The sequence below is a fragment of the Gordonia sp. UBA5067 genome, from assembly GCF_002414845.1.
Taxonomy (GTDB): domain Bacteria; phylum Actinomycetota; class Actinomycetes; order Mycobacteriales; family Mycobacteriaceae; genus Gordonia; species Gordonia defluvii.
Genome location: NZ_DIAX01000048.1, coordinates 1 through 21,382, shown reverse-complemented (window position 1 = coordinate 21,382; position 21,382 = coordinate 1). Strand labels below are relative to the sequence as shown.

Here is a 21,382-nt window from a genome sequence, read left to right as displayed (position 1 = left end):
CAAAATAGCCGTCATGGCCACGCAACTGCTCCTCGGCGGCAGCATCCACACGCCGGCGAACCCAGATGCGACGGCGATGGCCGTAACCGATGACACCGTCGTGTGGGTCGGCTATGACGACATCGGTCGTCGCCTGCATCCCGAGGCGGAGGTCGTCGATCTCGACGGGCGCTTCGTGGGCCCCGGATTCGTCGACTCGCACGTCCACCTCACCGCCACCGGCCTCGCCCAATCAGGGTTGGACTTATCGGGCGCCCACCACCGTGGCGACCTGCTCGCGCTGCTCACCGCATATGCCGCGGGCGTACCTGAGGATGACGTCATCTGGGCGCACGGCTGGGATGAATCTGCCTGGGTCGCCGTCGATGCCGAACAGCACCTACCCCCAACCGTCGCCGAGATCGACGCGGCCGTCGGAACCCGACCGGCCTACCTGATCCGGGCCGACGAGCACTCTGCGCTGGCATCGTCGGCGCTGCGCACCCACGTCGACGGACTGGGCCGGTTGACCGGATTCTCGGCGTCGGGTCCGCTGACGCAGGACGCGCATCACGGCGTTCGCGGCGCGGCACGCGTGCTGGTGAGCACCGATCGGCGGAAGGCGGCGCGTCGACGGGCCCTGCAGGGTATCGCCGCGCTCGGTGTCGTCGCAGTCCACGAGAACGGCGGCCCCAACATCGGCGGACTCCAAGACTTTCAGGAGGTGCTCGCCAGCGACGTCGGGGTCGAGATCACGGGTTTGTGGGGCGAACCGGTAAGCGATGTCGAGCATGCGCGCAACCTCTTCGCCGCCACCGGGGCCTTCGGTCTGGCCGGGGATTTGTTTGTCGACGGAGCCCTCGGCTCGCGCACCGCATGGTTGCACGAGCCGTATGCCGACGCCCCGGCCGTTCGGGGGGTGGCCTACCTCGACGCCGACGATGTCTACGCGCACCTGCGGGCGTTGACGGCCCTGCGCCGGCAAGGCGGTTTCCACGTCATCGGCGACGCGGCGATGACTGCGGTCACCGAGGCCCTCGAGCGGCTAGCGCTCGAGGTCGGGACTCCCACCCTGGCCGCCTGCGCGCACCGGCTTGAGCACGCCGAGATGGTCACCGCCGGCCAGCGTGCCGTGCTGGCACGCTGCGGGATCATTGCCTCGATGCAGCCGACGTTCGACGCACGGTGGGGCGGGGCGGGCGGCTTGTACGAGAAGCGGCTCGGGCAGACCCGCGCGGCAGCAATGAACGATTTCGCCGCACTGGCAAAGGCCGGCGTGGCACTGGCGTTCTCGTCGGATTCGCCGGTGACCCCGGTTTCGCCCTGGGCGACGGTCGGCGCCGCCGTCGGCCATCACCGTTCGCAGTCGGCGGTGTCGGCGCGGGCAGCCTATGGCGCGTGCACACGGGGAGGATGGCGTGCAGCGGGACGCAATGATGGCCTCGCCGGTGTCCTAGTGCCCGGCGCGCCGGCCAGCTACGCCGTCTTCGACGTCGACGAACTCGTCGTCGCTGGGTCCGACGACAAAGTCCAGCGCTGGTCCACCGACCCGCGTTCGCGCGTACCCGCTCTGCCCGACGTGTCGCCGGGGGCCACCACCCCGGTATGTGTGCGGACCGTGCACCGCGGAGCGGTGCTGTTCGATTCCGGGGCGCTTTCGGCAGCAGGAGTCGCATGATCCGGTTCATCCGGCTCGCGGCCGCAGTCGTCGCCGGCTTGGCCATGTGGGCTGCCTTCCCGCCGAGCAACCTGTGGTTCCTGGCCGTCGTCTCGCTCGGGTTGCTGACCGTCGTCCTGGGGGCGGGGGCGCCCCGGGTCCGCGACGGTGCGGTGGCCGGGCTGCTGTTCGGGCTCGGCTTCTTCGTGCCACTGCTGCCGTGGATCGGCGAATACGTCGGACCCTTGCCGTGGCTGGCGCTGGCCGGGGTGCTCGCCGCCTACACGGCGCTGCTCGGAGTAATTGCGACGGTGAGTATGCGGCTGCCGATTCCGCCGCTGTGGTTCGCGCTGAGCTGGATTCTCGTGGAGACCCTGCGATCGGTGTTTCCCTTTGGTGGGTTCCCGTGGGGGCGGACCGCATTTAGCCAAGCGGACGGGCCGCTCCTGCCGTTGGCCTCTCTTGCCGGGGCGACCGGGCTGTCCTTCGGCGTGGCACTCTTCGGCTCGTCGGTTGCCTGGGTATTCGTGGTTGGGGTGCGGGCCTGGCGGCGCGGTCCGAAACCGTCCAGCGAAGACCCGCGTGCCTTGTCCGCCGGGGTGATTGCTGCCGTGGTCACCGTCCTGCTGGCCCTGACCGCACCACTGCTCGCGATAGCGGTCACCCCGACCAGCCTCGATCGCGTGCTGTCGCCGACAACGGCACGCGCAGCGATCGTGCAGGGGAACGTGCCGCGCCTGGGCCTCGAATTCAACGCGCAACGGCGGGCGGTCCTCGACTATCACGTACGCGAAACCCGCCGGTTGGCCGAGGACATCGCGCAGGGACGCACCCCGGCACCCGACTTCGTGGTGTGGCCCGAGAATGCTTCGGACATTTCACCGGTGGACAACCCTGATGCGGCCGCCGAAATCGAGGCCGCGGCGCGGGCGGTGAACGCGCCGGTCGTGCTCGGTACGATCCTGATCAGCTCGGACGGGAATCCGGTGAACTCAGTCCTGGTGTGGGATCCACAGCAGGGGATCACCGACCGGTATGACAAGCACATCATCCAGCCATTCGGCGAGTACCTGCCGTGGCGCGGATTCTTCCGGATGTTCTCCTCCTACGCTGATCTCGCCGGCACATTCGAGGCGGGGAGCGGACCGTCGGTGGTGCGGATTCCGACCCGCTCGGGCCCGGTCATCGCCGGCGTCGCCACCTGCTGGGAGGTTGCCTTCGACCGTGCTGCTCGGGCGTCGGTGGACGAGGGTGCCCAACTGCTCATCGTCCCAACCAACAATGCGACGTTCGGGCGGACCGCGATGACCTACCAGCAATTGGCCATGTCGCAGGTGCGCGCAGTGGAGCATGGTCGAACCGTGCTGGTTGCGGCGACGTCGGGGGTCAGCGCCATTGTGGCGCCAGACGGGACGATCACTTCACGCTCCGAAGTGTTCACCCCGGCCATCCTTGCCGACAAGGTCCCACTGCGCAGCGAACGCACCCTCGCCACACGTTTGGGACCCGTCCCGACCATCATCCTGTGCGCCGCCGCAGTAGTGGCGCTTTTGGTCGCTCTAGCCACGCATACTAAATTCAGTCGGAACCCGTTGCGCGCCACTGGGACGCGGACGGACAAATCGAAGGAGCTCGATGAGTAACGTGATCGGCCCGGCCGGCGAGAACGTGCTGGTGGTCATCCCGACGTACAACGAGCGGGAGAACCTCCCGATCATCGTCGACCGGTTGCTGTCGGCGTTGACCGGCGTGCAGGTGCTTGTCGTCGACGATTCCAGCCCCGACGGGACCGGTGAGGTCGCCGATCAGCTCGCTGCCGGCGATGCGGACGGCCGGATCCATGTGCTGCACCGGACTGAGAAGGATGGGTTGGGGAAGGCCTACCTCGCCGGGTTCACGTGGGGGTTGGCGCGCGAGTACGCGGTACTCGTCGAGATGGATGCCGACGGCTCCCACGCGCCGGAGCAGCTACACCGATTGCTCGACGCGGTGAACGGCGGCGCGGACCTGGCCATCGGCTCGCGGTATGTCACCGGCGGTTCGACGGTCAATTGGCCCAAGCGGCGTGAGATTCTGTCGCGCGGCGCGAACACCTATGCCCGACTGGCCCTCGGTTCGAAGATCCGCGATATCACCGCAGGGTTCCGCGCCTACCGCCGCGCGGTGCTGGAGAGCTTCGACTTCGACACGGTCGATTCGGCGGGCTATTGCTTCCAGATCGATTTGGCGTGGCGCGCGATCCAGGGCGGCTTCACCGTGACCGAGGTCCCCATCACATTCACCGAGCGTGCCATCGGCGAGTCGAAGATGGACGGCGGCGTTATCACCGAGGCCTTCCTGCAGGTGGCCCGATGGGGGCTGGACAGCCGACTGGGGCGCACCACGTCGTAACACGCAGTGCGCCCCAGGGGCGGTAAGTGGAGTCCGACGCTATCCGCGCCGGCGCTTCTTCAGTAGGTCCAGCCGTTCGTTGAGGAGAACCTCGAGTTCTTCTTCACTGCGGCGCTCAAGCAACATGTCCCAATGGGTGCGCGGCGGCTTGGCCTTCTTCTCCTCTGGGGCGGCACCCTCGAGCAGAGTGCCCTCCATGCCGTTCTTGCACGGCCATTTCGACGGGATCTCCGCGTCGTCGGCGAACGGCACGTCGAAGATCTCGCCATTGTCGGTCTTGTACTGGACGATGCGGCGTGGAGCCAGATCGTGATCGCGATCAGTCTCGTAGCTGACCGCTCCGAGTCGGCTTCCGCGAAGCACTCGATCTGCCATGGTGGTGTCCTCTCCCAGTTTGGGCCGAACCCGGCCCCGCTCGCTTGCGCTCCCAGCGCCGTGCGACCACCCATTCTACGCGAGGGTGCCGTGTCGGCGAGCAACGCCGGTGTCGCGGTATCGGGTAGCGTTTTCGGCCATGACGGCCGACACAGCGCGACGACGCGACCGCCCAGTCGCCTGCACCTGGTGCGGGCGCGAAATCGTCGGCTCGACGCTCGGTCGGCGGCGCAAGTATTGCTGTCAGTCCTGTCGGCAACGCGCCTATGAGCAGCGAACGCTCACCGCCGGTACCAATATTCCCGACGACGCGGTGATCCTGCGCCCCGCCGACGTGCGCGAGCTGGCCGACCGGCTCTTCGAATTGCGCTGCGCCGCGGAGGACCTGCAGACGGCGGTGGCTGAAGGTGCTGACTCGGCGACGCTCGGCGAGCTGGCCCAGTCCGTCGTTGATCTGGCCGTCGCCGCGGACCGTGTTCGATGAGCGCCTAGTCCTCATCGGCGGAGAGTGCCGCCGCCTTGAGCTTTCGCCCGCGCACTTTGTAAGTGACGATGAAGTAGACGATGACCAGTCCGATCAGGCCACCGATGACGGCTCCGACCAGGGTCGCGCCCTGGAAGCCGATAATGCCGTTGAGGGTGTTCTTCGCCTGCCAGATCGGTCCGGGTTCGGTCGGATGGCTGGTATTGATTGCGAGGGTCAGCACGTTGGGGATCGCGAATGCCACGCCCAGCAGCAGGAACAGGATGCCAAAAGCATGCCTGAGCCGATCCCACGAAGCGACCGCCAACGCGAAGCAGACGACGGGCACGAGGGTGAAGACAATGCCAAAGGCCAGCCCGAAGATGATTCCGCGCGTGAGACTCGCATGCGCACCGACCAGGCCCTCTAAGTAGTCTGCCCACTGGCGCGGGACCACCGTGCGGAAGACGAAGTACAGGATCACCAGAATCGCGACCCCGATCAGGGCCAGCAGGGTGCGCTTGACGACGCTGTTGGCCCGGTCGCCGAAGCTCCTTCGGTGTGGCTCGGCGACAGGCGCCTGGTGCTCGTCGATCGGTGCGACAGTCGCGGGGTCGGCGCTGGGCGGGAGATGCGCCGAGTCGTCATTGGTCATGCCGATACTGTTGCATATCTTGCTGTGGCTGGGGCGTCAAAGCCGCCAGGCCACGGCCGCGCCGAGTGCTCCCGTCGCATTGAGGGCCCAGTGCAGCGCGATCGGAGTCAGCAGGCTGTCGGTCTGGTAGCGCAGCCAGCCGAAGACCAGGCCGGCGGCCGTTGTCGCCACCACTGCGAGGAGGACACCGGCAATCTTTCCCGCATCACCGCTTCCGACGACATCGCGGAGCCCTTGGTTGCCGCCGGCGAGGTTCATCGACGAGGTGATGTGCCACAGCCCGAAAAGCACGGCACCGACGGTGAGCGCGACCGGAATCGACCACGTCCGTATCAGCGCCCCCTGCAGCACGCCGCGGAACAGCAGTTCCTCGGGCAGCACTGTCTGGAACGGGATGACGACAAAGGCCGCGAACAACGCCGTGCGCGCCGAGCGGAAACGTTCGTCGAGGAAGAACTCCCGCAGGGGCGGAATCGCCACTGCGACAGCGATGACCAGGACCACCACCGCGACCACCGCGACCGCCCACGGCAGCCCGGCGCGCAGTTGGGGCAGCGTGATACCCAGATCACGCCATTTCAGGCCACTGATCAGCGCGGCCGCACCAAGGAGCAGTGCCGTCGTCGGAATGACGAGGAAGATGGCCCGGCCGTGCGCATAGTGGGCGATGAGATTCGCGCTGGCGATGACGAAGATGATCGTTGCGATCAGTGCGGGATGAAGGCGGTCGATCGCCGTCAGCTGGGCCATCTCGCCGATGCTATCGGCACGGTGCGGCCGGTGGCAGACTGGCAGTACGATGCAGCCCTTCGACGATGCCGAGCTGGAGCGGTTCTACCAGCGGATCGAGGCCCGGACCAGCGGCGGTCCGGGCCCGCAGGGGCAAGTGCGGCGGGCCCGCGACAATCGGTCCCGGGATCAACCGCGGATAGGCGGCGATTGCCCGACACCGGACAAATCGGCCCACATCAACGAGTACGACGCGTGGTTGGCCGTCGCGGTTCTGCGTGCGGGAACCCTGCGCAAACCCGGCCTCGACGTGTACCGCTGCCGCTGCGGCTGGTGGCATATCACCAGTCGCGGGCCGAACTGATCGACGGGCACTAGGCTCACAATCATGGAACGCCTGAGTGGACTTGACGCCACCTTCCTCTACCTTGAGACTCCCGAACAGTTGATGCACGTCTGTGCTGTTTTCGTGCTAGACCCGAAGACGATCCCGGGCGGCTATTCGTTCAACAGGTTTCGTGATGCGCTAGACGTCGCCGCCTCCGGGATTCCGCAGTTCCGACAGAAGGTGCGCCGGGTTCCGCTCGATATCGCGCATCCGGTGTGGGTCCGGGACAACCATTTCGACATCAATCGCCATGTGCACCGCGTCGCGCTGCCCGGCGATGGCGGCTACCGCGAGTTGACCGAGCTTTGCAGCCACCTGGCCTCGTTGCCGGTGAACCGCCGCCACCCCCTGTGGGAGATGTGGGTCGTCGAAGGGTACAAGGACACCGGCCGTGGGGCAGATGGCGGGAAGGCGGCCCAGACGCAGTCGGCGCGGGAGAAGATCGTTGTCTTCGCCAAAATGCACCATGCGACGGTTGACGGCGCGTCCGGGGCGGGCATTTTGGCCCATCTGTGCTCGCTCGAACCCGACGCGCTGCCAGGTTCGCCAACCATGGACAACGATCCCGTCGGCATCGAGGAGCAGGAACCGGGTTCGCTGGAGATCTTCGGTCGCGGAGTGGTGGCCAGCATCACGCGGCCGTTGGCGTTGACCCGGATTGTTCAGCCGTCGGTCGACCTGGTGGTCAAGACTGTTCAGCGCGCCATCGCGGGAACGGCGATGCCACCTCCCTTCAAGGCGCCGCGCACGCGTTTCAACGGCAATATCACCGGGCAACGGTCCATCGCCTTTGCCGACATGCTGCTCGAGGACTTCAAGGTGATCCGCCGGGCCAGCGGGGCGACGGTCAACGACGTGGTGCTCGCTGTCGCCGGCGGTGCGCTGCGGGCCTACCTGAACGATCATGACGAGCTGCCCGACACGCCGTTGCTGGCGACGGTGCCGGTCTCGGTTCGCGAGGAAAGCAAGCGGACCGAAGGGATGAACAAGGTGTCGGCCCTATTCGCTCGACTGGGCACCGATATCGACGACCCGTGGGAGCGGCTGATCGCGATGGCCGAGGCGAATCGCAACGCCAAGGACCACCAGCGGGCGATTCCGGCCGACGCGTTGCAGGACTGGGCCGAGTTCGCCCCGCCGCGCACCTTCGGGTTGGCCATGCGGACATATGCGGGGCTGCGCCTGTCCGAACGGGGCCCCGTGGTGCACAACCTGGTGATCTCCAATGTCCCGGGTCCACAGATGCCGCTGTACTTCATGGGCGCGAAGGTCGACGCGATGTACCCGCTCGGCCCAATCTTCCACGGCGCGGGGCTCAATATCACCGTGCTGTCCAACAACGGCGTCGTCCACGTGGGCATTATCGCGTGCCCCGATGCCCTCCCCGACCCGGATCGGCTGGTGGACTACTTCCCGAAGGAACTCGACCGGCTTCGGGCGGAGGCCGATCAGATCACCTAGACGGCGAGCACGATGTCGGCGAGTTCGCTGATCTCCGCAACCGACTTCGCGGTGACCAGCATCGTCGTCACGCCGGCGGCCTCCCACTCGCGGATCTTTCCGCGAACGTAGTCGACGTCGCCGACGATCGCGGCGTCGTCGACGACGGCGTCCGGAATGATGGCGGCGGCCTCGTCCTTGCGGTTGCTTCGGAAGAGGCTGGTCACCTCGTCGACGACGTCGGCGTACCCCATTCGGCGGTATACCTCGGCATGGAAGTTGGTATCCTCGCTGCCCATGCCGCCCATATAGAGCGCGATGAACGGTTTGATTGCGCTCATCGATGCGGCCCGGTCGTCGGTGATGACGATTTGGGCGGTGGCGCAGATTTCGAAGTCCGCGCGACTGCGGCGGGCGCCGGGTCGGGCGAACCCTTCGTCGAGCCATTCGTTGTACATGTCGGCCAAGCGGGGAGTGTAGAAGATGGGCAGCCAACCGTCGGCGATCTCGGCGGTCAGTGCGATGTTCTTGGGTCCTTCGGCGCCGAGGAAGATCGGGATGTCGGCTCGCCGAGGGTGCGTGATCGGCTTGAGCGGCTTACCCAATCCCGTGGTACCCGCTCCGGTCAGCGGCAGCGGGTAGTGCGGGCCGTCGTTGGTGACCGGGGCCTGCCGGGCCCAGACTTTGCGCATGATGTCGACATATTCGCGCGTGCGCGCGAGCGGCTTGGGAAAGGGCTGGCCATACCAGCCTTCGACGACCTGCGGGCCCGACACCCCCAGCCCGACGACGTGGCGGCCGCCGGACAAATGGTCGAGGGTCAGGGCAGCCATGGCGCAGGCGGTGGGGGTACGGGCCGACAATTGCAACACCGACGTACCCAGGCGGACGCGCTGCGTCTGCGAACCCCACCAGGCCAGGGGCGTGTACGCGTCTGAGCCCCAGGCCTCCGCGGTAAAGACCCCATCGAAGCCGGCCGCCTCCGCCGCCGCTACCAGTTGGCCGTGATCAGCCACCGGACCCGTGCCCCAGTACCCCAGTTGCAGTCCCAGCTTCATGGCTGAAAACGTATCAACTCCTGGCTGACTGCCCCTGCTGTCGGCGATATTGCATCGGACTCATGCCGAACCAGCGGTGTGCGGCCCTGCTCAGCACACTTTGCTCGGCGAACCCCAATTGATGCGATAGGTGGACCAGCGTGATGGCGGGATCGCGAAGATACTGCTCAGCCATCTCGCGCCGAAGGCCGTCGATGACCGAGGAGAAACTCGTGCCCTCGGTGGCGAGCCTGCGCTGCAGTGCCTTCGGGTGAAGGCCGAACTGTTCGGCGATCATCTCGATGGACGCCATGCGGGCCGGCAGCAGGTGCCGGGCCATGTCGGCGACGGCACGGGCCGTCGTTGGCGGCCGCTGCGAAACAATGGTCTGAAGATAGCTTGTTGCGGTCTCGTGCGTCAGGGTGTCGCAGCGCAACTCCCGCTCGAGATCGTCGCTGCGGATCACCAGACCCGCGGCCGGTCGCCCGAATAGGACCCGGGTCCCGAAGAAGCGTCGATAGTCGGACTCGGGGGCTAGTGGCCGATGGGGCAGATGGACCTCGACCGGCGCGTAGTCGGGCTGCAGGAGCATGCGCAGGACCCGCAGCATGATTCCGAGGGACAGTTCGACGGTCTGTCCATGGGGGGGCGTCGGAGAAAGCTCAATCCGATGCTCGAAGAACACGATTTCCGGGTCGGGAAGCGGGTGCACGGCCACGGACAGGCCCGGGCTGTAGGCGGCCATGAATCGGTTGAAGGTGGTGAGCGCCTCGCCGAAGGTGCCGGCATTGCGTGCGGCGACCCCGACCGGGCCGAGGATCTCGATTCCTTGTCGGCAGGACAGTCGTCGGCCGATATCGGGGGTGGACGTGGCGGTGGCGGCCGCCTCCAGTGCGGCGATCGCGCCGCGTAGCACGATGAAGGTCTCGAAATGGCCAATGTCCTCGACGCGGATCCCGGCCGGGCGAAGGAGGTTCGCCGGATTCCCGCCGAGTTCGGCAACCAATTCAGGGAATTGGATCAGGGAGGTGGCGCGGATCAGATGCACGTCCTACAGAGTCAAGGAGATGTCCCGCCGAGTCAAGACTGCTGGGCCTCGACTGGAGTTGACTCGACCGCGAATGCTTTCGCTACCAACTACTTTCCCACCACACCGAAGGGTATCCCTTGATGAGATTGCGAAGAGCCGGCTTGGCCGCCGCAACGCTACTACTGGTCGTTTCCGCAGTGGGCTGCGGGAAGGACCAGGCCACACCCGAAGACCACGGCGATCTCGCCGGTGCCGCCGTCGATGCATACGTCTACGGTTATCCGCTGGTCACCATGGACTACACGCGGAAGTCGCTCACCAATACGGTCGCTCCGCAGGGAAATATGGCTCCCGAGGGGCAGTTCGTCCGCATGCGGCAGTATCCCAATGCACAGTTCCGTGCGGTGACCGCGCCGAACGCCGATACCCTCTACACCACCGGCTGGTTCGATGTCTCGCAGCAGCCGTGGGTTATCAGCGTGCCCGACATGGGTAGCCGCTACTTCCTGCTGCCGATCCTGGACGGGTGGACCAACGTCATCGCGTCTCCGGGCAGTCGCACCACCGGCGGCAAGGCGCAGACTTTCGCGATCACGGGGCCGGGCTGGAAGGGGACGCTGCCCGCCGGGGTCACCGAGTACAAGTCGCCGACGTCGATGGTCTGGCTGCTGGGCCGCATCTACAGCACTGGGACGCCGGCCGACTATGCGGCGGTCCACGCAATTCAGGACAAGATCAACGCCGTCCCACTCTCAAACTATGGAAAGCCCTACACCCCGCAGCCCGGCCGGGTCGATCCCGCGGTGGACACGAAGACAGCAGTCCGTGAGCAGGTCAACGCGCTCGACGGCACCGCGTACTTCCAGCGGCTCGCCGCGTTGTGGAAGGCCAATCCGCCCAGTGCCGCGGACGCACCGATGGTTGCGAAGATGGCCCGGCTCGGACTGGTCCCCGGCCGTGACTTCGCGCCAACCAAGGACGGTGCGGCGGCGATCGCAGCGGCCCCGAAAGCCGGACAGGATCGCATCCTCGCCTGGCAGGAGGGCGGAGTGAAAGCCGGGACCAACAAGAATGAGAACGGCTGGCTCTTCACCACCAAGACCGGGACGTACGGCACCGAGTATCTCCAGCGCGCCTATGTCACCTGGATCGGGCTCGGTGCCAACCTTCCGCAGGACGCGGTCTATCCGACCTCTGAAGGTCCTGCGCTGCAACAGAAGTACAGCGGCGCAAACAAGTACGTCCTGCGGTTCGCTGTCATGCCGCCGGTCAAGGGCTTCTGGTCGCTGACCATGTACGACAAGGACTACTTCTTCGTCGACAACCCCCTCAACCGGTACACGCTCAGTGAGCGCAACGAACTGAAGAAGAACGCGGACGGGTCGGTCGACCTCTACCTGCAGGCGAATTCGCCGGGCAAGGACAAGGAGTCGAACTGGCTGCCCGCACCGGAGGGCGACTTTGTCCTGATGCTGCGGATGTACTGGCCGAGTCCGACAGCACCGACGATCCTGGACGGATCGTGGCAGATCCCCGCGGTCAAGCAGGTGCAGTAGGGGGCCGATCGGGGGCCTGATCGACGCTCAGCAATGCCACGATGGCGTCGATCAGGCCCTGTCGGGCATCCGCGAGATTTCCATAGGTGCCCAGCATTCGCTCGGAGGTGAGTCCGCGCATCGCCGCGGGGATCAGGGCCGCCATCTGCCTGATCCGTGCCGGCGGGACATCGAGATCGGCGAAGGCGCGGGCGCACGACTCATCCCATGTCGGCTTCCAGGACGCGAATTCTGCTGCGGTCAGCGGAAATTCGCGTTCGAGTTCGTCGAGTTCGCGGGGGAGCGCGGCGCGCAGCGTCTCGATCGCCAGCGACTCGGGGGTCCGCAACCCAACCAGCATGAGGTCGACGAGGCCGGTGACCCGTTGACGCAGCGTGCCGCCCGGGGGGGCATTGGCCGGCAGATCGCCGCGCAGTTCCGCGGTGTGCCGGAGTACCGCGGCCCATAGGCCGTCGATGTCGCCGAACTGGTACTTGATCGCACCCCAGGTCACGCCGATGTCGCGGGCGATCCGGTTGCCCGATACGGCCGCCGGATCGCCGGTCGCCAGGGAAGTGATGGCGGCGGTGATCATGTTCTCGCGGGTGGCCAGGCCGCGCTTGTTTGCGCGACGGCCACCGGCGACTTCGGTCATGGTCACCATCGTATCGGCAGGGGTCGCCGATTCCGGCCAGTTTCATAGAGGGTTCTTGTATTCTTCGCGTCATGGCACGAACACCGCTATCGATGGAGCCCACCGGGTGGTTCCAGGTCGCCTGGTCCACCGAGATCGCCACCGGTGCGGTCCACACCATGAAGTACTTCAACCGCGACCTGGTCGCCTGGCGCTCCGCGTCGGGGAGGATATCGGTCTTCGACGCCTACTGCGAGCACCTCGGCGCCCACCTGGGGTACGGCGGCCGGGTCGACGGCGAGAACCTCGTCTGCCCGTTTCACGGCTGGGAGTGGAACCAGGACGGCCGCAACGTCTGCATCCCCTATGAGAAGCGCCCCAACAAGGGGCGACGGATCCGCAGCTATCAGTCCGTCGAGTGCAACGAGGCGGTGTGGATCTGGTTCGACACCGAGGGACGCGAACCGTATTTCGAGGTTCCCGATATTTTCGCGGACTTCGACGACGACCAGACGGCGGCGAACTATTATCCACCCGTCCCGGTGGCGACCCTGTACCGACCCGGGTTGGAATTGCATCCGCAGTATGTCCTGGAGAATGGCGTGGATTTTGCGCACTTCACCTTCGTCCATCAGACACCGTTCATGCCGGAGTTCACCCGGCATGACTTCAGCGGACCGGTGTCCTACGTCGACTTCACCATCGCCTTTGAGGAGGGCGCCACGCTGGAATCCACCAGCAGCCGAGTTGAGTCGATCAACGCCGGACTCGGCTGCTCGGTGACCAAGAGTTTCGGAATGATCGACAACCGGACGATGCCCGCGGTCACCCCGGTGGACCAGTACACCTGCGACGTCCGCTTCACCGTGTGGATCGGCCGCAAACCGGGGGAGGAGTCGGGGCCGATCACCGAGTACGGGACGACGATGGCCGGGCTCATCATCGAGCAGTTCGAGGCCGACATCGAGATCTGGTCACATCAACGCTATTCCGATCCACCCGCACTCTCGCCCAAAGAGTTTGCCGGATTCACCGCCCTACGACGGTGGGCCCAGCAGTTCTACCCCGACGGCCAGACCGTCGGTCTCGATCCCGCGCGCCCGCACAGTGGCGCCATTGTGAAAGGACAACCATGACCTCGACCGACCAGGTCCGCGTATTCCAAGTTGCGACCGGCAACCTGGGGACCGAGATGATCGGACGCATCGTCGCGCACCCGGATCTCGAGTTGGTCGGACTGCACTGCTATACCGCCGATAAGGTCGGGCGCGACGCCGGCGAGATCGTCGGAATCGATCCCATCGGCGTGACCGCGACCGGAACCGTCGCCGAGATCATCGCGGCCAAACCCGACGTGCTGACCTTCCACGGCGTCTTTCCCGACGAGGACCTCTACGTTGCGGTGCTCGAAGCCGGGATCAACGTCGTCACCACCGCCGACTGGATCACCGGCTATCATCGCGACACCAACCACCCACACCCATCGGGACGCCAGGTCAGCGAGGTGATCGCGGACGCCTGCGAACGCGGGCAGGCCACGTTCTACGGCACCGGGATGAATCCCGGGCTGAATCAGATCCTTGCGATTGCCAACTCCGCCGACGTCGCCGACATCGAGAATGTGACCGTGACCGAGTCGGTGGATGTGTCCTGCCACCACTCGGTCGATACGTGGAAGGCGGTCGGATATGGACGCCCGGTTGACGATCCGACTATTCCCGACTCGCTGCACAAGTACACCGCGGTCTTCGCCGACTCGGTGTATCTCATGGCCGACGCCTTCGACCTGGCGCTTGACGAGGTGGCCTTCAGCTACGAGTTGGGCGCCTGCACCCAGGATGTCGACCTGGGATGGTATTTCCTGCCGAAGGGATCACTCGGCGCCAACTACATCAAATACCAGGGGATGGTCGACGGCGTGCCGCGCGTCGAATCCCATCTGGAGTGGCAGATGACTCCGTACACCGATCCGGCGTGGAAGATCCGGGGCTGCTACATCACGCAGATCATCGGCGACCCGATGATCTACAACAAACACATGGTGTTCCCCGCCAAGGGGGTGGATCTGTCCAATCCGGCGAGCTTCGCCGCCATCGGGATGACCGTCACCGGTCTGCCGGCGCTGAACGCGCTGCGAGCGGTCCGCGCGGCGCGGCCGGGCATCATTACCAGCAACGATCTTCCGTTGCGGGCCTTCGCCGGGCGATTCAAACTCTGATCAAACCCGCCCGGGTCGCGCCATCAGCTGTCGTTGGCGGCGGCGACCGACTTGGCCCAGCGCAGATCGATCTTGCCGGCCGGTGAGCGCACCAGCGACTCGGCCCTGATGAACCCTTTGGGCACCTTATAGCCCGCAATGTGCTGACGGCAGGCCGCGACGAGTTCGCTGTGCGACGGGTCGGTCCCGGCGGCGGTGGTGATGATCGCGACCACCTCCGAGCCCCACCGCTCTGACGGCCGGCCGACGACAACGGCATCAGTGACGTCTGGGTGCGTCAACACCGCCCGCTCAACCTCCTCGGCGAAGACTTTCTCCCCACCGCTGTTGATCGTCGAGGAACTGCGGCCGAGCATCTGGAGGTGGCCCTGGTCCCGAATGACCGCACGATCGCCGGGCACCGACCAGCGGACTCCGTCGATGGTGGGGAAGGTGCGCGCGGTCTTGTCCGGATCGCCGAGGTATCCCAGCGGGACCAGGCTGCGCCGGGCCAGCCAGCCCTCGCCCTCCCCGGGCGCCAAGATGCGATCGAGGTCGTCGGACAGCACGGCGGTGTCCGACTGCGGCGCGAAGGTAGGGGCGTCGTCGGCGTCTGCGGCGGCTGACATCTGGAGACCTCCCTCGGAGGATCCCATCACGTCGAGGATGAAAATCCCCGGCACGGCAGCCCGGAGGCGCTCACGGACGCCGTGGGAGACCGCTGCGCCACCGTTGCTGATCATCGACAGCGACGACAAGTCATAGTCGCCACGCTCGATCTCGTCGACGATGGGCCGGGCCATCGCATCACCGACGACCGGGATGTTGATCACTTTCTCCTTCTCGACCAGGCGCAACACCTCCGCGGGTTGCAGCGTGTCGACCGTGTCGGGCAGCACGAGGCGCCCACCCATCGTCATCAGGTTGAACATGGCCCATTGGGCGGCACCGTGGATCAGCGGCGCGAGCAACATGGACGCAACGCCGCCGGCGGCCTGGCGGGCGACGTCGGCGATGGCATCAATCGACTCGTACGGCTGCTCACTGCCGAAGGGACGCCCACCCATCGAGGAGACGAAGATGTCGTGCTGGCGCCACATCACGCCCTTCGGCATGCCGGTGGTACCGCCGGTATACAGCAGGTAGAGGTCCTCGCCCTGCGGAGTGGGCAGCGGTTCGGCGGGGGCCGCCGTGGTGACAATCGATTCGTAGTCGACGGCACCGGGCAAGAGATCATTGCTGGATTCATCGGCGACCTGGATGAGTACCCGCAGATCGGGGAGTTGGTCGCGGACCGCGGCCAGGACCGGTGCGAAGCGGGCGTGGTAGACGATGCCGGTGGCCCGGGAGTCCGACAGCATGTGGACGAGTTCGGCTTCGATGTACCGGTAGCTGCAGTTGAACGGTGCGACGCGGGCCCGGTAGGCGCCAATCATCGACTCGACGTATTCGTTGCCGTTGAGCAGGTAGAGGGCCAGATGATCTTGCCCGGACTCGTGGGTGGCCAGGTCGGCGCGTTCGCGGTGGCAACCCATGCCGACCGAGGCAAGGTAATGGGCAATCCCGTCGGCGCGAGTATCGACGTCGCGGTACCTGTACTGGCGCCCCCGCCAGGTGAGCAACGGGACATCGGGAATGGCCTCGGCAATGCCGTGAAAGACGGACGACAGGTTGAACAGTTGTGCAGGCATCGGGCGACGGAGTCCTCATTGTTTGCCCAAGCATTTGCTTGGTTTCCTCTAGCCTAGGGGAGGTGTCAAGGGGTCGAGATGGATTGATGAAGGCGCACCTGCAACTCGATGGCCCATTGCCGCGCGCCGCCAGTCACGCCCACGAAATGGCGGCCGCAGGCATCGACGGCGCGTTCACGAGCGTTCGCCGGACGGTTCAAGCTCTGACATCGGCGCCGCCGAACCGCGCCCGGTAGGGCACTCCCGTTGGGTAGCATCGAAGAACATCCTGCCGGGTGATCGGGAGAAACATGCACGCGCGAGTCGCACTTGTCGGTTTGGCACTGGTAGGCACTACCGGGCTGGTTTCACCGCCACCGGCGCAGGCCCTCGTCGGCCGCTCGGTGGGGCAGGCCGGCGGGGTCTCGGTGCCAGAGCCCGCCCGGTGCAAGCATGACACTGGCGGCAACGTCACCGCGAGCAGCGGACCGGTCACGGTGACTGCGCCGGGCCGCACCGCGGCCAACGTTCGCATCAGGACACAGAATGTGACCAACGGTCAGCTCGTTGCTCAGTCGGCCTGGTCGCGCTTCCAACGCGTTTCACCGGGCAGCCCGACAGTGTTCGGCGGCGGGACGGCGACCGGCAATTGGCGCAGTAACGTCTCGCTTGGCTATGGCGTCGAGTTCCATCGGCTGGGCGGCGGAGTCATGGGTTCACGCTTCGTCCAGGTGACCCGGTACAACTTCTTCAACCCGTACAACGTCGGCCCGACCGGCCCGATCAGCATCTGCCGCGGACACTGAGGCTCATCGCCGGTTGAAGGTCCATGTCGCGCTCGAGGGCGATCCCGCGTTGGCTGCAGCCAGCGCACAAGAGGCGGTCTCGATCGGGGCGGATGGCGCATTCACTTTCGAAGGGCAGTACGACGTCATGCTTCCGCTGCTGGTGGCAGCTCAGGAGACCGACCTCGAGCTGATGACAAACGTCGCGATTGCCGGCCCGCGCAGCCCGCTGCACCTGGCCCATGCCGCCTACGATCTGCAGGCCTACTCGCGGGGCCGCTTCCGGCTGGGCTTAGGGTCGCAGATCAGACCCCATATAGAGAATCGGTACGGGGCGGTGTGGCATCCGCCGGCCAAGTTCCTGGGCGAGACCGTCCGCGCAGTGAAGGCGATCTTCGCTGCGTGGGAAGGCCAGTCCCCGTTGGACTTTCGCGGGGAGTTCCACACGCACACGCTGATGCCACCGAACTTCAATCCGGGACCCAACCCGTTTGGTCCACCACCGGTACTGATGGGCGCACTGGGGCCGATAATGACACGAACCGCAGCCGAGGTCGCCGACGGTTTGTTGGTCATGCCCTTCAACACCGTCCGCCACTTCACCGATCGGACACTGCCGGCGATCGAGGAGGGACTGCGCCGCTCCGATCGCACCATGGCGCAGTTCCCGATCATCCCGCAGATGATGGTGGCCGTCGGCCACACTGACCAACAGCTGCGCGCCGCCGTCGACGGGGTCGCGTTCCTGATTGCGTTCTACGGTTCGACGCCGGCCTATCGCCCTGTCCTCGACGCTGAGGGGTGGGGCGGGGCGCATCACGAATTGAACCGGCTATCGAAGATCGGTGATTTCGCGGGGATGCGGGCACTGATCACCGACGAAATGGTGGAACGGATCGGTGTCGTAGGCAGCCCCTCCGAATGCGCCGCCGAGATCGGCCGCCGCTTTGGTGACGTCGCCGACGAGGTGTGCTGCTACTTCCCGGCGTATGAGCCAGACGCGGCCACGGTGGCCGCGCTGGTTCAGGAATTACATGCGCCGCAGGCGGCCAAGCATCCTCCTCAGTGAGGATTGGTCCAGCGGTTTGCGATGAGCTGCATCCCGCTCGCACTCATCGGAGATACCGCTTCGTAGAGGCGGTAGTACTCGGTGTGACTGATATGCCAGCGACCCTCGATCTTGCGATACCGATCGGAGTAATACGACGTCCCGGTAATCACCGTGTCGTACTCGGGGGCGATGACAATATCGGACATCGACCAGCTGCCGGTCGCCGTGTCACCGTCGACGGTGATCTCCGGATTGCTGAACGTGTGGGTACTGACAATGCTGCCCGCCAGCGACTCGCTCATGTAGCCGACGATGGCGTCACGGCCGTCGAAGTGCAGGTGCTCACCCTGCGTCACGGTGCCGTATCGGGCCGTGGCGTCCACGCTGAGCGTCGCCCCGAATTCCTCCCACAACCGATTGTCCAGGCAACGGCCATAGCGGTACTTGAGGGTGGTGATCTCGTGGATGTCGAGGAGGGTTTCGGGGGTGATGGTCACGGTTGTCCTCACAGGTCTGGCAGGGGTAGATCGAAGTTGGGTGCGAGCAGGCCGCCGTCGACCTCGAGGATCTTGCCCGTCAGGTACGCCCCAGCGTCAGAGGCGAGGAACAGGGCCGCGGCAGCGATCTCCTCGGGCCGTCCGAGGCGGTGCAGCGGGGTGCGGTCCTCGATGGGCTTGCGCATCGCATCGTCGGCGGCCACCATCTCCAGGGCCGAGGTCAGGATCGCGCCCGGGGCGATGGCGTTCACTCGGATGCGCGGGTTCAGGTCGAGTGCGGCGACCCGGGTGTAGTGGGCGAGCGCGGCCTTGACAGTGCCATAGACCCCGAAGCCACGGCCCGGCAACCGGCCCACCGCAGAGGTGATGTTGATGACCGAGCCGCCGTGAGGACTCTTCACCAGCGCTGGTACCGCGGCCACCAGAATCTCGTGCGCGACCGTCACGTTGAAGTTGAATGCGCGGTCGAGGTCTTTGCCGCGGGTTTCCATCAACGCCTTGGGGTAGGCGCCACCAACATTGTTGACCAGAATGTCGACCCGGCCGAGTTCGTTCATCGCGGCGTTCACCAACAGGTCGGGCTCGGCGGCCGACAGGTCGGCGGGCACGACGATCGCGCGTCGGCCGGCTTTGGCGATAGCTTCGGCGACGGACTCGAGGTCGTCGGCGGTACGGGCGGAGATGACGACGTCGGCGCCGGCCTCGGCAAATCCGATGGCGATGGCGGCTCCCAAGCCGCGGCCGGCGCCGGTGACGATGGCGGTTCTTCCGTCAAGGCGGAACAGGTCGAGTATCACCGGTCACACATTACGCTTAGCGTATGACCGCCAGTCTTGATGCTGTCGCCGGCGACGAATGTGTCTGCCCGTGCCACCGAGATCCGTCGATTCATCACGTCATGGCCTGCTGCGCGGACTGCGAACACTGCGGGACAAAGGTGATTACCCCAGCGCTACCCACGCATCGGCCTGGTCGATGTGGCGGCTTCCGGTCAGGGCGATTAGCTGTTCAAGCCGACGCTGTGGTCTGCGTCCTGGTCGGCTTGGCGCTGGTCGTTCTCGGCTTTGTGCACACGGTGATGCCAGCGGTCCTGCAGGTGGTACTCGGCGTGCTGATCGCCGGCTGGGGCATCGGGCTTTGGTTGGCCCCGCGGCGCTGGCCCTTGCGCGCCGTGCTTACGGTCGTCATCGCGGTCAACTTGCTCGTCGTGATCGCGCTGTTCATTGTGGGGGGGCTGGCGACGCCCGATACCACGCTCCGGCCGCTAGCATTCGCTGCGGCGATGGTCGTTGCCGCGTTCGGGCTTTGGGAACAAGTGGCGCTACGCAAGACGCAGGGGGCAGGCGGTTCGGCCTAACTAGTCGGTGGACCGCGGTCCATCGTTGTCGCCGCTGATACCCGTTACCGCTGCCGCTATCGACGCCGACGGTCAGCGGCGAAAAAGCGAGCGGCCTCGGCAATGGCATCGGGGGTAGGGGAGGGATTCCAGCCCAGTTCGCGAGTGGCCTTGCCGTGGTCCATGGCTGGCATGAGGTGCATGAGGCGCACCGTCGTCGGAGTCAGCAATGCGTCGGTGCGACGCAGCCGGGCACCCAGGCTAGACAGGACTGCCATCCTGGTGAGCGCTTGACGCGACATCGCTCGGGCGGGCGGTTCGACGCCGACCGCACCACATGCCACCGCAAAGATCTCGCGCGGAGACATGAACCGCTCCGCGACGATGTACCGCTCGCCGATTCGACCGCGAGTGCCAGCCAACGTCATCGCTCGGGCCGCATCGTCGATGCCGACGACTTCAGCGCCGATGCCCTTGACATAGAACGGCATCTTCCCGCGCACCGCTGCCTTGACCATGCCGCCATGTGGAGTCGGCAGGTAGTCGCCAGCGCCATAGGTGTTCGCGACACACATGGCGACGGCGGGTAGGCCCTTCGTCCGCGCGTACGACATCACCAGATCCTCGGCAGCGACCCGTGTTCGGGCGTACTCGCCCCCTTTGCGCGCCCAGTTGTTCTGCATTTCCTCAGTGGCGAGCCCGGACTCCGGAATGCCGATGGTGACCACCGAACTGGTAAACACGAACCGGTCGAGATCTGCCTCCGCGACGACGTCGAGAACGCCCCGCAATCCGTCGACGTTGGTCCGCCACATCGGCGTCGAATCGCGAAGCCACGGACGGGCATCGACGACACAGTAGTAGACGACGTCGGCGCCGCGGATAGCCGCGCGAATCGACTCGACATCGAAGATATCGCCAGTGACGCGCTCGATGTCGAGTCCGTCGATTCCACGGGTATCGCTCGTCTCCCGAACTACCGCGCGCACTTTCTGGCCTCGACCGACTAGATCCGCCACCACATGTGCGCCGAGAAACCCGCTCGCGCCGATGACCACGTTCGTGCCGCTCGTCAACATCTCGCCATCGTAGGTCGCAGGCATCGGCTACGGTTCTCGGGGATGAAGGGTGTACCGCGAACGTGACAGATACACCGCGGCAGGCGATTACGCGCCGCCACGCATTGACCGGAGGCACGGCTGGTATCGAGCGCTGGAAGGGACCTTCCTCGGTGGGTGCCTGTTCACCGGACGCACGGCCGGTCGGTCCGCTGCGAGCATGCTCTGACCCAACCTAAGTCATTGGCGACCCAAAGACTCATGAGTAGATCTCCTTCATCGGGCATGGCGCCGTCGTTCGGCGGCTCCGTGTTCATGCTGGTGTTTCGCGACCATCAAGCCAGGTTGTGAATCAACCGAAATCTGGTGTGGTGGTTGTCAGAGGGTCGACGTAGAGTGAACACTAGTTCGAATAACAGGTTGTTCTCGCAGTTCAGGGGAGGTGTATCCGATGACCAATCCGACAGTGATGCCG

22 protein-coding genes and 1 pseudogene are annotated in these 21,382 nt (G+C 65.8%); 13 read left to right on the top strand and 10 right to left on the bottom strand.

Features of this window, described 5'->3' with window-relative positions; translation table 11 throughout:
* The first annotated feature begins 13 nt into the window (after nt 1-13).
* The 3 genes from B4M62_RS07950 to B4M62_RS07940 are packed head-to-tail and all read left to right on the top strand — an operon-like array spanning nt 14 to nt 4,027.
* A complete protein-coding gene (locus tag B4M62_RS07950) occupies nt 14-1,657 on the top strand; it encodes an amidohydrolase (protein ID WP_290706454.1) in 1,644 nt (547 codons plus the stop codon).
* A complete protein-coding gene (lnt, locus tag B4M62_RS07945) occupies nt 1,654-3,279 on the top strand; it encodes an apolipoprotein N-acyltransferase (protein WP_290706453.1) in 1,626 nt (541 codons plus the stop codon). Before B4M62_RS07950 ends, lnt begins: the two co-directional genes overlap by 4 nt.
* Entirely contained in the window at nt 3,272-4,027 is a 756-nt protein-coding gene (locus B4M62_RS07940) for a polyprenol monophosphomannose synthase (protein WP_290706452.1), read from the top strand. The genes lnt and B4M62_RS07940 overlap by 8 nt, the downstream gene beginning before the upstream one ends.
* A gap of 39 nt (nt 4,028-4,066) precedes the next feature.
* On the opposite strand, the gene B4M62_RS07935 is transcribed toward B4M62_RS07940, so the two are convergent.
* Nucleotides 4,067-4,402 carry an RNA polymerase-binding protein RbpA gene (locus tag B4M62_RS07935; RefSeq protein ID WP_290706451.1) on the bottom strand — a complete coding sequence of 112 codons (336 nt, stop codon included), beginning with the start codon at nt 4,400-4,402 and terminating at the stop codon, nt 4,067-4,069.
* A 139-nt stretch (nt 4,403-4,541) separates the two neighbouring features.
* Between B4M62_RS07935 and B4M62_RS07930 the strand changes: the two genes are divergently transcribed.
* Nucleotides 4,542-4,886: a hypothetical protein gene (locus B4M62_RS07930; RefSeq protein WP_290706450.1), complete on the top strand. Its 345-nt coding sequence runs from the start codon at nt 4,542-4,544 to the stop codon at nt 4,884-4,886.
* A gap of 4 nt (nt 4,887-4,890) precedes the next feature.
* Here the strand turns inward: B4M62_RS07930 and B4M62_RS07925 are convergent, their stop codons facing one another.
* Both B4M62_RS07925 and B4M62_RS07920 read right to left on the bottom strand, forming a co-directional pair.
* A complete protein-coding gene (locus tag B4M62_RS07925) occupies nt 4,891-5,520 on the bottom strand; it encodes a hypothetical protein (RefSeq protein ID WP_290706449.1) in 630 nt (209 codons plus the stop codon).
* A gap of 36 nt (nt 5,521-5,556) precedes the next feature.
* Nucleotides 5,557-6,270 carry a CPBP family intramembrane glutamic endopeptidase gene (locus B4M62_RS07920; protein WP_290706448.1) on the bottom strand — a complete coding sequence of 238 codons (714 nt, stop codon included), beginning with the start codon at nt 6,268-6,270 and terminating at the stop codon, nt 5,557-5,559.
* A gap of 49 nt (nt 6,271-6,319) precedes the next feature.
* Here B4M62_RS07920 and B4M62_RS07915 point away from each other — a divergent pair, with 49 nt between their 5' ends.
* The gene (locus B4M62_RS07915; protein WP_290706447.1) at nt 6,320-6,613 is read left to right on the top strand and encodes a hypothetical protein; all 294 of its coding nucleotides are present in this window, start codon (nt 6,320-6,322) and stop codon (nt 6,611-6,613) included.
* A 24-nt stretch (nt 6,614-6,637) separates the two neighbouring features.
* Nucleotides 6,638-8,098 carry a WS/DGAT/MGAT family O-acyltransferase gene (locus B4M62_RS07910; protein WP_290706446.1) on the top strand — a complete coding sequence of 487 codons (1,461 nt, stop codon included), beginning with the start codon at nt 6,638-6,640 and terminating at the stop codon, nt 8,096-8,098.
* Here B4M62_RS07910 and B4M62_RS07905 read toward each other — a convergent pair.
* On the bottom strand, nt 8,095-9,135 hold the full coding sequence (locus B4M62_RS07905; protein ID WP_290706445.1) for an LLM class F420-dependent oxidoreductase: 1,041 nt from the start codon (nt 9,133-9,135) through the stop codon (nt 8,095-8,097). The two genes, B4M62_RS07910 and B4M62_RS07905, sit on opposite strands and share 4 nt — an antisense overlap.
* A 13-nt stretch (nt 9,136-9,148) precedes the next feature.
* A complete protein-coding gene (locus B4M62_RS07900) occupies nt 9,149-10,162 on the bottom strand; it encodes an AraC family transcriptional regulator (protein ID WP_290706441.1) in 1,014 nt (337 codons plus the stop codon).
* A gap of 122 nt (nt 10,163-10,284) precedes the next feature.
* Between B4M62_RS07900 and B4M62_RS07895 the strand changes: the two genes are divergently transcribed.
* Complete coding sequence (locus B4M62_RS07895) at nt 10,285-11,700, top strand: DUF1254 domain-containing protein (RefSeq protein WP_290706439.1); 1,416 nt, start codon at nt 10,285-10,287, stop codon at nt 11,698-11,700.
* Here the strand turns inward: B4M62_RS07895 and B4M62_RS07890 are convergent.
* Nucleotides 11,684-12,334 carry a TetR/AcrR family transcriptional regulator gene (locus B4M62_RS07890; protein WP_290706438.1) on the bottom strand — a complete coding sequence of 217 codons (651 nt, stop codon included), beginning with the start codon at nt 12,332-12,334 and terminating at the stop codon, nt 11,684-11,686. The two genes, B4M62_RS07895 and B4M62_RS07890, sit on opposite strands and share 17 nt — an antisense overlap.
* Nucleotides 12,335-12,405: 71 nt before the next feature.
* Between B4M62_RS07890 and B4M62_RS07885 the strand changes: the two genes are divergently transcribed.
* Both B4M62_RS07885 and B4M62_RS07880 read left to right on the top strand, forming a co-directional pair.
* The gene (locus tag B4M62_RS07885; RefSeq protein WP_290706437.1) at nt 12,406-13,449 is read left to right on the top strand and encodes a Rieske 2Fe-2S domain-containing protein; all 1,044 of its coding nucleotides are present in this window, start codon (nt 12,406-12,408) and stop codon (nt 13,447-13,449) included.
* Entirely contained in the window at nt 13,446-14,531 is a 1,086-nt protein-coding gene (locus B4M62_RS07880; protein WP_290706436.1) for a dihydrodipicolinate reductase, read from the top strand. The genes B4M62_RS07885 and B4M62_RS07880 overlap by 4 nt, the downstream gene beginning before the upstream one ends.
* Nucleotides 14,532-14,554: 23 nt before the next feature.
* On the opposite strand, the gene B4M62_RS07875 is transcribed toward B4M62_RS07880, so the two are convergent.
* A complete protein-coding gene (locus B4M62_RS07875; protein ID WP_290706435.1) occupies nt 14,555-16,201 on the bottom strand; it encodes an acyl-CoA synthetase in 1,647 nt (548 codons plus the stop codon).
* A gap of 290 nt (nt 16,202-16,491) precedes the next feature.
* Here B4M62_RS07875 and B4M62_RS07870 point away from each other — a divergent pair, with 290 nt between their 5' ends.
* Both B4M62_RS07870 and B4M62_RS07865 read left to right on the top strand, forming a co-directional pair.
* Nucleotides 16,492-16,986, top strand: coding sequence for a hypothetical protein (locus B4M62_RS07870; protein ID WP_290706434.1), 495 nt, complete (start codon nt 16,492-16,494; stop codon nt 16,984-16,986).
* Nucleotides 16,987-16,999: 13 nt separating this feature from the next.
* Nucleotides 17,000-18,034, top strand: a complete 1,035-nt coding sequence (locus B4M62_RS07865) for a TIGR03617 family F420-dependent LLM class oxidoreductase (protein WP_290706433.1) — start codon at nt 17,000-17,002, stop codon at nt 18,032-18,034.
* On the opposite strand, the gene B4M62_RS07860 is transcribed toward B4M62_RS07865, so the two are convergent.
* On the bottom strand, nt 18,028-18,513 hold the full coding sequence (locus B4M62_RS07860; RefSeq protein WP_290706432.1) for a nuclear transport factor 2 family protein: 486 nt from the start codon (nt 18,511-18,513) through the stop codon (nt 18,028-18,030). The genes B4M62_RS07865 and B4M62_RS07860 overlap by 7 nt on opposite strands.
* 8 nt (nt 18,514-18,521) lie before the next feature.
* On the bottom strand, nt 18,522-19,310 hold the full coding sequence (locus tag B4M62_RS07855) for an SDR family oxidoreductase (RefSeq protein WP_290706431.1): 789 nt from the start codon (nt 19,308-19,310) through the stop codon (nt 18,522-18,524).
* A gap of 245 nt (nt 19,311-19,555) precedes the next feature.
* Between B4M62_RS07855 and B4M62_RS07850 the strand changes: the two genes are divergently transcribed.
* Nucleotides 19,556-19,870 (top strand): hypothetical protein, encoded by a 315-nt coding sequence (locus tag B4M62_RS07850; protein ID WP_290706430.1) that lies wholly within the window; start codon nt 19,556-19,558, stop codon nt 19,868-19,870.
* A gap of 56 nt (nt 19,871-19,926) precedes the next feature.
* Here B4M62_RS07850 and B4M62_RS07845 read toward each other — a convergent pair whose 3' ends face one another.
* On the bottom strand, nt 19,927-20,928 hold the full coding sequence (locus tag B4M62_RS07845; RefSeq protein WP_290706429.1) for an NAD-dependent epimerase/dehydratase family protein: 1,002 nt from the start codon (nt 20,926-20,928) through the stop codon (nt 19,927-19,929).
* A 124-nt stretch (nt 20,929-21,052) separates the two neighbouring features.
* Between B4M62_RS07845 and B4M62_RS07840 the strand changes: the two are divergent.
* Nucleotides 21,053-21,136, top strand: a pseudogene (locus B4M62_RS07840) (hypothetical protein); the annotation flags it as partial.
* Nucleotides 21,137-21,382 lie beyond the last annotated feature (246 nt).